Below are 8,845 nucleotides of genomic sequence, written 5' to 3' on the forward strand. Positions count from 1 at the left end.
TTTTCGGTCGATGGAACATTCCGCTCTGCACGCGCTGCTGCTCTGCGGTCTCTCGGTGGCTCTGGGCGGAGTGCTCGCCGTATGGTGGCTCATTTTTCCGGCAGCCCGAAAGGTGAACCAGCCGGTGAGCCCCGCGCTGCTCGCCTCCATCGAGCGCCTCATTTTCATCGGCGCGTTGGCCGCCGTGCTGGCCACCGTGGGCGATTTTTTCGTCCAGGGCGCGGAGATTGAAAACCGGACCATCTTCGCCGGCGTCGATCTCTCACTCGTCCTGCGCTTCGCCAGATCCACCACGGTCGGGCAGCTCAATGTCCTCCGCGGCATTTTGCTGCTGCTCACCGCCTTGGCCGTGCGGCTGCTGCCGGGCTTTTGGAAATGGAGCATCACCGGACTGCTCGCCCTTGGTGCGCTGGTCGCCAATGCGTTCGTCAGCCATGCCGCCGCGCAGCCGGAGCAACGCGCCCTCTATATCGGCAGCCAGATCGTGCACCTCGTGGCGGTCGCTGCCTGGATGGGCGTGTTGCTGCATCTCTTCGTCGCGCGCCGGCATCTGCTCACTCCGGAAGGCATCCCGTTGCTTGCCGATATCGTGCGGCGCTTCTCGCCCTACGCCCTCGCGGCTACGTCGCTGCTAATGATCACCGGCCTCCTCGCTGCGTGGCGTTTTCTGGAGACCACCGGTGCCCTCTTCACCTCGGCCTACGGGCTCACGCTGGTGGTCAAGCTGGTGATGCTCTCGCCCGCGCTCTTCGCCGGGTTCCTGAATTTCCGTGTCATTCGTCCCGCCCTGCTGGCTCCGCCCGGCGACGTGCAACCCTTGCTTCGACGGTTCGCGCGCATGCTGGAGCTGGAGGCCACGGCGGGCGTGCTGGTCATCACTGTCGCTGGTATCCTCGGCTCGATTTCGCCGCCGGGTGAAGGCGGCAATCTCCGCCTCACGCCCGAGCAAACGCACGCGGTGCTCACCCCGCATTGGCCGACCAGCCATGTAGATAACTGGCTGACGCCGGATGATCCGCGCGGCCCGACCACCGACGACCTGCGTTACTCGGAGTTCATGCACAATTGGTCCGGTGTCATCGTCATCTTCCTCGGCCTTGGCTGGATGGCCCTGGCCTCGGGCGGACGACCGGCCATCTGGGCGGGCTACATCAATCCCTTCATTCTCGTGCCGTTTGGCATTTTCATCGCGGTGCTGGCGAACCCGGAAATCTGGATCATTCATTCCGTCAGCCGCTGGGAAGCGCTCACCAATCCACAAATGCTCGAGCACCAGATCGGCGCCTTCCTGGTCTTCGTGCTCGCGTGGTTGAGCTGGCGCGACCTGCGCAATCCTGCCGCCTTGCGCCCGCTTGGCTATCCGTTGCCGATCATCATGGTCGTGGGCAGCCTCCTCCTGCTCGGTCACGCGCACTCGACGCCGGATGTTCCCGATGACCTTTCGAATCTGATCAATGTGCAGCACGCCGTCTTCGGGGCTTGTGGATTGTTCGCCGGGGCCGCCCGATGGTACGTCCTGCGCGATTTGCTTCGCGGGCGCTGGGTGAATCTGATCTGGCCGTCGTGGATCATCGCCCTGGGGCTCTTCATGGCGTTCATTTATCGCGAAGTGGTGTGATCCAAAGCACGGAGGGATGCGCTCCAGCGCGTTCCCCATCTGTGGCTGAGCAGAATGAAGTTGGAGAACCCGCATGAGCGCATCCTCCCGTTGTTCCTCATCCTCGCACAACTCCCTCATACCACACGCCTTTACGCACCTCCGTATTACGTAAGCCCGTAACTAGGCTGAGAGGCTTTAAAAGGTAATCTAGCCGCCGTTTCCCGCTCCATCAAAACGCCCATGAATTCCGGTCACCTCCGCCGTTCCCTTCCGGCCCTTTTCCTTTCCACCGCCCTGGCGTCGACCACGGCCTTCGGCGCCATTGCGCCCAAAATGGAAAAGGAAGACCCGAATGCGCCCGTCAGCTTCTTCAAGAAAATCCGCCCCATCCTTCAGGCGCAATGCCAGGGCTGCCATCAGCCCGCCAAGGCCAAGGGTGGCTACGTGATGACCGATTTCGCCAAGTTCGTCGCTGGTGGCGAAGACTGCGCCAAGGACAAGAAGCAGGCCGTCGTCGCGAAAGAGCCGGACAAATCCTATCTCGTCGAGCAGATCACGCCCGACAATGGTGAAGCGGAAATGCCGCCGAAAAAGGCACCGTTGCCGGAGGCGGACATCAAACTCATCCGCCGCTGGATCAGCGAAGGCGCCGTGGACGACACGCCGCCAAATGCCCGCCAGCGTTTCGACGCCGATCATCCACCGATCTATCAGCGTCCGCCGGTCATCACTTCGCTCGCCTATTCACCCGATGGCTCGTTGCTCGCCGTCGCCGGCTTCCACGAGATCCTGCTCTGGAAAGCGGACGGCTCGGAGCTCGTCGCCCGTCTCATCGGTCTCAGCGAGCGCATCCAGAGCGTGCGCTTCTCGCCCGATGGCAAGCGCCTCGCCGCGGCCGGTGGCCGCCCCGCGCAAATGGGTGAAGTGCAAATCTGGGACGTGGAAAAGCGCAAGCTCGCTCTCAGCGTGCCGGTCGGCTACGACACCGTTTACGGCGTCAACTGGTCGCCGGACGGCAAAATGGTTTCGTTTGGCTGCCCGGACAATACGCTGCGCGCCATCGACTCCGAGACCGGCAAGCAAGTGCTCCAGGGCACTTCGCACAGCGATTGGGTGCTCGACACCACCTTCACCCACAAGGGCGACCAACTCGTGAGCGTCGGCCGCGACATGAGCGCCAAGCTCACCGAAGTGGCCAGCCAGCGCTTCATCGACAACATTTCCTCCATCACCCCGGGCGCGCTCCGTGGCGGTCTGCAAACCGTCTCGCGGCATCCCGAGCGCGATGAATTCCTCGTCGGCGGCGCGGATGGCGTGCCGCAGGCCTATCGCATCGTGCGCAAAGTGCAGCGCCGCATCGGCGACAACGCGCTCCTCATCCGTAAATGGCCGGCCATGGAAGGCCGCATCTACGCCATGCGTTTCGCTCCGGATGGCAAGTCTTTCGTCGCCGGCAGCTCGCTCGATGGCACCGGGCAGGTGAATTTCTACAACTACGATTTCAATACCGAGATGCCGGCCGAGATCCTCGCCATCGAAAACAAGGCCGGCCGCAGCGAACAGGAAAAGAAGGAGGAGGAAGCCCACTTCACCAGCAATGTGAAGCTGCTCGCCAGCGTGCCGATCAATGCCGGTATCTTCGCGCTCGCCTACGAGCCGGACGGCGAGGCCGTGGCCGCTGCGGGCGAGGACGGCAAGGTGCGCATGATCAGCGTGAAAGACGCGAAGATCATCAAGGAATTCGTGCCCGTGCCGATCGGCGCCGGCTCGCTCACCACCCAGACCGTCAAGCTCGAGACCAAATAATTTTCCACCCACATGAAATCCGCTGCCCGCATCGCCTCTGTTCTCGCTCTCAGCGCCGCCTCCGCCTGGGCCAACGCGTTGACTCCTGAAATGATGACCAAAGCGCCCGTCAAGGAGGGGCTGCCTCCAGACGCGCAAGTGACCGCTCTCGAAGTGCAGCCGCCCAAGGTGACCCTGAGCGGCAAGTATGAAGCCGCCCAGCTCGTTATTACCGCACGGCTCGCCACCGGTGACACGGTCGACGTCACCCGTCTCGCCAAGGTGCAACTCGATGGCGGCGTGGCCGAGGTCTCGCCGACTGGCCAGGTGACCTCGGTGCACAATGGCACCGGCTTGCTGCATGCCGAGATTGCCGGCAAGAGCGTGACCGCTCCGGTGCTTGTCGCCGATATCGTCGAGAACCAGGCCGTCGATTTCATCCGCGATGTGAATCCCGTGATGACCAAGCTGGGGTGCAACGCCGGCACCTGCCACGGCGCGAAGGAAGGCAAATACGGCTTCAAGCTCTCGCTGCGCGGCTACGATCCGATCTTTGATGTCCGCGCGCTCAAGGACGATCTCGCCTGTCGCCGCCTGAACGTGGCCTCGCCCGAGGATTCGCTCATGCTCCTCAAGGCCACTGCCAACGTGCCCCACGAGGGCGGCCAGCGCACCCCGTTCGGCAGCAAGTATTACCAGATCCTCCGTTCCTGGATCGCCGATGGCGCCAAGCTCGACCTCAAGGCGCCGCGTGTGACGCGCATCGAAATTTTCCCGCATGACCCCGTGGTGCAGCAGGTCGGCGCCCGCCAGCAGGTGCGCGTCGTCGCCACCTATACTGACGGTAAGCAGCGTGACGTGACGGCCGAGGCCTTCGTGGAGAGCGGCAATAGCGACGTGGCCAAGACCGACGGCGGCGGCCTCATCGATACCCTGCGCCGCGGCGAAGCGCCGTTGCTTGCGCGTTACGAGGGCAACTACATCGCCACCACGCTCACCGTCATGGGCGACCGGACGGGCTTCGCCTGGCAGCAGCCGGAGACCTGGAGCCGCATCGACGAGCTCGTGGCCGCGAAGTGGGAGCGCATGAAGATCGAGCCTTCCGGGCTGTGCAGCGATGCGGAGTTCCTCCGCCGCGTATATCTCGATCTCACCGGCCAGCCGCCTACGGCCGAAGAAGTGCGCGCCTTCATTGCCGAGACCAGCCCGCCACGCGAAAAGCGCAACGCGGTCATCGACAAGCTCATCGGCTCGCCGACCTTCATCGAGCACTGGACGAACCGCTGGGCCAACATGCTGGAGGTGAATTCGAAGTTCATCGGTGCCGAAGGCGCCCGGCTCTTCCGCGGCTGGATTCGCACGCAAATCGCGAACAACACGCCCTACGACCAGTTCGTGCGGGAGATCCTCACTTCGACGGGTTCGACGAAAGACAACCCGGCGGCCAGCTACTGGAAGATTCTCCGCGAACCGTCGGAAGCGATGGAAAACACCACGCACCTCTTCCTCGCCACCCGCTTCAACTGCAACAAGTGCCACGACCATCCGTTCGAGCGCTGGACCCAGGATCAATACTATCACCTCGGCGCCTACTTCACGCAGGTGCAGCTCACTGCCGATCCGCGCAGCGGCAAGGCCGTGATCGCGGGCACCGCTGTGGAAAAAGCCCGGCCGATTTTTGAAATCGTGAAGGACACCACCACCGGTGACATGATCCATCTGCGCACCAACAAGGTCGCCGCCCCCTCCTTCCCCTTCGAGACGAAGCTGGAAAATCCGCTGCCGGAACACGCCAGCCGTCGCGAACAGCTCGCCGCCTGGATCACCAGCCCGGACAATCGCTTCTTCGCCTCCAGCTACGTGAACCGTCTGTGGGGCTATCTCACCGGGGTCGGCGTCATCGAACCGCTCGACGACATTCGCGCCGGCAACCCGCCGACCGATCCCGAGTTGCTCGAGTATCTCAAGACCGAGTTCATCAACCATAACTTCGATGTCCGGCACGTGCTGCGCCTCATCTGCCAGTCGCGCACCTATCAGCTCTCCGTGGCCACGAACAAGTGGAACGAAGACGACAAGATCAACTACTCGCACGCGGTGGCCCGCCGTCTCCCGGCGGAAGTGCTCTATGACTCCGTGCTGAAAGTGACCGGCGCGCCGACGCATCTGCCTGGGTCGATGAATGCGCAGCAACTCCCGGATTCCGCGCTCGATCTGCCCAGCGGCTTCCTCGCGAACCTCGGCCGTCCGGCCCGCGAGAGCGCTTGCGAATGCGAACGCAGCAATGATCTGCGCCTCGGCAGCGTGATGGCGCTGCTCAGCGGCCCGGCGGTGGCCGACGCGATCGGTGATACCAAGAACGGTCTGGCCAAGCTGGTCTCCACGGAGAGCGACGACGCCAAGCTCGCCGATGAAATCTTCATGCGCGTGTTGAACCGCCCGGCCACCGACACGGAAATCAAGAAGACGCTCGCGTCCTGGAACACGATCGATCCCGAGCACACGCAGCTTATCGCGGCGTGGCAGGCGAAGGAACAGGAACAGGCGCCGATCATCGCCAAGGCGGAAGCCGATCGCCTCGCGGCCATCGACGGGGCGAAGAAAGAACTCGGGCGTTATGAAACGGAGATCGCGCCGAAGGTCGCCGCGGCCGAGAAGCAGCGCCAGGCGGACATCGCCAAGGCCGATGCCGCGATGAAGGACTACGAGAAGACCAAGCTCGCTGCTGCGGTTACGAAGTTTGAGGAGACTGTGCCGGTCGCCCGCACCTATACTGGTTGGGAACTCCTCGATCCGGCTGACATGAAGTCCACGAATGGCATCACGCTGACCAAGATGGCCGACGGCTCGATCAAAGCGGGCCCGCAGACTTCGCAGAACGCGGATTACACGATCAACGTCGACACCAAGCTCGCCGGCATCACGGGCATCATGCTCGAAGTGCTGCCCAGCGCCGATGAACCCGGCTTCGGGCCGGGGCGTGCGGCGGGTAATTTCGTCCTTGGCGAATTCGTGATGAAGGCTTCCGAATACCGCACCAATGCGGTGAACGAAGTCGACTTCGCCAGCGCCATGGCGGACTTCAGCCAGGAGAAGTTCGATGTTAAAACCGCGATCGACGGCAAGAAGGGCGACCAAAACAACGGCTGGGCCATTGCCGGCAAGACAGGTGTGCCGCACTACGCGGTGTTCACGCTCAAGAAGGCGCTCGGCGATGCCGAGGGCTCGCGCCTGCGCTTCGAGATGAACATGCCGCGCAATGGCAAGTTCACCATCGCGCACTTCCGCCTGTGGGCGACCACCTCTCCGCTGCCGCTGACCTTCGGTCTGCCGGCGCCGGTCATCGAGGCGGTGAAGAAGCCCGCGCCGAGCCGCACCAAGGAAGAGCAGGCGGCGATCGCCGCTTACTGGAAGGAAGCCGATCCGGATTTCCTCAAGCTCACGCTCACGCTGGGCAAGAATCAGATGCCGCTGCCGATCGACCCGGGTGTGCTCGAGCGCCGTGACGCGCTGGCCACAGCGGAATTGCCGATCAAGCTCGATCCGAAACTCGTCCAGCTTCGCCAGGATTCCACGGCGAGCAATGATCAGTTGACGCACAAGCGTCTCACCGCCGCCCAGGACCTGACTTGGGCGCTGGTCAATAACCCCGCGTTCCTGTTTAATCACTAACACTCCACCCCTAACACTAAAACTATGCTGCGTATCCCAGGACAACCCGGTCGCGATCTCTGCGACAATCACCTCGGCATCACTCGTCGCGATTTACTTCGCGTCGGCGGGTCTGCCATTCTCGGCTGCACGCTCGGCTCGCTCCTGAGCTTGAAGGCCCGGGCCGACGCGGCGGACGCGGCCTCGAAAGGCGGCCCCGGTTGGGGCAAGGCCAAGAGCGTCGTCATGGTCTACTTGCAGGGTGGGCCAAGCCATCTCGACCTGTGGGACCCGAAGGAGAATGTGCCGGACAAAATCCGCAGCCCGTTCACGAACATCAAGACGAAGATCCCAGGCATTAACTTCACCGAGATCCTGCCGAAGCTCGCGACGGTGAACGACAAGTTCACCATGATCCGTTCGATGAGTTACACGCCGAACGGTCTCTTCAATCACACCGCGGCGATTTACCAGATTATGACCGGCTACACGACCGACAAGGTCTCGCCGTCCGGCCAGCTCGAGCCGCCGAGCCCGAAGGATTATCCGAACTTCGGCTCGAACATCATCCGCCTCAAGCCGCCGACCGAACCGATGCTGCCCTTCGTGGTGCTGCCGCGGCCGCTGCAGGAATCGAACGTTGTGGGCAAGGGAGGTAACGCCGGTTTCCTCGGCAAGGGCTTCGATCCTTACACGCTCTTCCCCGATGGCGATGACATGGACATGACGAAGATGAACCACGTGAAGGTCGACGACCTGAACCTGCGTCCCGACGTCTATGCCCAGCGCCTGAAGCGCCGCGCTTCGCTGCGCCAGGCGATCGAAGACACCATGCCCGACATCGACAAGGCGGTGGAAAACTATCACCTCGACGAATACTACGGCAAAGCGCTCGACCTCATCACCAGCGGCAAGGCGCGTGACGCCTTCGCCATTGATCGCGAGGACGACAAAATGCGCGCGCGTTACGGGATGAACACGTTCGGTCAATCGCTGCTCCTCGCGCGCCGCCTCGTCGAGGCCGGCACGCGCGTGGTCGAAGTTATCTGGCCCAAGGTCGCGAACTCCGATAACCATTCTTGGGACATGCACGCCGGCCTGACTACCCGGATGAAGACCCAGGCGGGCCCGATGTTCGACCAGGGCTTCAGCGCCTTCATCGAAGACATGGAACAGCGCGGTCTCCTCGACGAAACGCTCGTCGTCGCGCTTGGCGAATTCGGTCGCAGCCCGGAAAAGGGCCTGAGCACCAGCGGCAACACGAACAGTGCGGACGGCCGCGATCACTGGCCGTATTGCTACACCGCATGCATGGCTGGCGCGGGCATCAAGAAGGGCTACGTCCACGGCGAATCCGACGCCACCGGCTCGAGCCCGAAGTCCGACCCGGTGCATCCGACGGAAGTGCTGGCGACCATCTATCATGCCTTCGGCATCGATCCCGACACGATCGTTTACAACCACCTCAACCAACCGCGCGAGCTGGTCAAAGCGAAGCCGAACACCGCGTTCTTCGCGTAAAAGCGGAGGCCGGCGAGTCGACCAAACGGCATCGCTGCTAATTCAACAACAACCTCTTCGCGGGTCACCGCGAAGAGGTTTTGTTTTTGCAGGAAAGCACCACTGACCGCATGCAGTGAATGAGTGCTGTTCAGGGAACGCGCGAAGCGGCCGAAAAAAGGCCTGTCATCCTGAGCGAAGCGGGGAAGCATGGGCGGAGCGAAGGACCTCTGACTTCCGAGGGTTTTCGTGCGGAGCCTCTTCAATAGGCGCGTGGTCACGCGCAGGGTGTGGAAGCTCCGCGCGAAA

The 8,845-nt window shown here is 62.8% G+C and carries 5 protein-coding genes; 4 read left to right on the plus strand and 1 reads right to left on the minus strand.

Annotated elements, in window-relative coordinates; genetic code table 11:
- Positions 1-10 precede the first annotated feature (10 nt).
- From CFE428DRAFT_RS17745 to CFE428DRAFT_RS17760, 4 genes are all read left to right on the plus strand, one after another.
- The gene (locus CFE428DRAFT_RS17745; protein ID WP_006981000.1) at positions 11-1,618 is read left to right on the plus strand and encodes a copper resistance D family protein; all 1,608 of its coding nucleotides are present in this window, start codon (positions 11-13) and stop codon (positions 1,616-1,618) included.
- 222 nt (positions 1,619-1,840) lie between these two features.
- Positions 1,841-3,406 carry a WD40 domain-containing protein gene (locus CFE428DRAFT_RS17750; RefSeq protein WP_006981002.1) on the plus strand — a complete coding sequence of 522 codons (1,566 nt, stop codon included), beginning with the start codon at positions 1,841-1,843 and terminating at the stop codon, positions 3,404-3,406.
- A gap of 12 nt (positions 3,407-3,418) precedes the next feature.
- Complete coding sequence (locus tag CFE428DRAFT_RS17755) at positions 3,419-7,057, plus strand: DUF1549 and DUF1553 domain-containing protein (protein ID WP_006981003.1); 3,639 nt, start codon at positions 3,419-3,421, stop codon at positions 7,055-7,057.
- Positions 7,058-7,081: 24 nt separating this feature from the next.
- Positions 7,082-8,557 carry a DUF1501 domain-containing protein gene (locus CFE428DRAFT_RS17760; RefSeq protein WP_006981004.1) on the plus strand — a complete coding sequence of 492 codons (1,476 nt, stop codon included), beginning with the start codon at positions 7,082-7,084 and terminating at the stop codon, positions 8,555-8,557.
- On the opposite strand, the gene CFE428DRAFT_RS39915 is transcribed toward CFE428DRAFT_RS17760, so the two are convergent.
- Positions 8,491-8,845: hypothetical protein (locus CFE428DRAFT_RS39915; protein ID WP_237705517.1), on the minus strand; the 355-nt coding region annotated here is incomplete at its 5' end. The two genes, CFE428DRAFT_RS17760 and CFE428DRAFT_RS39915, sit on opposite strands and share 67 nt — an antisense overlap.

The sequence above is a fragment of the Chthoniobacter flavus Ellin428 genome, assembly GCF_000173075.1.
Taxonomy (GTDB): Bacteria; Verrucomicrobiota; Verrucomicrobiia; order Chthoniobacterales; family Chthoniobacteraceae; genus Chthoniobacter; species Chthoniobacter flavus.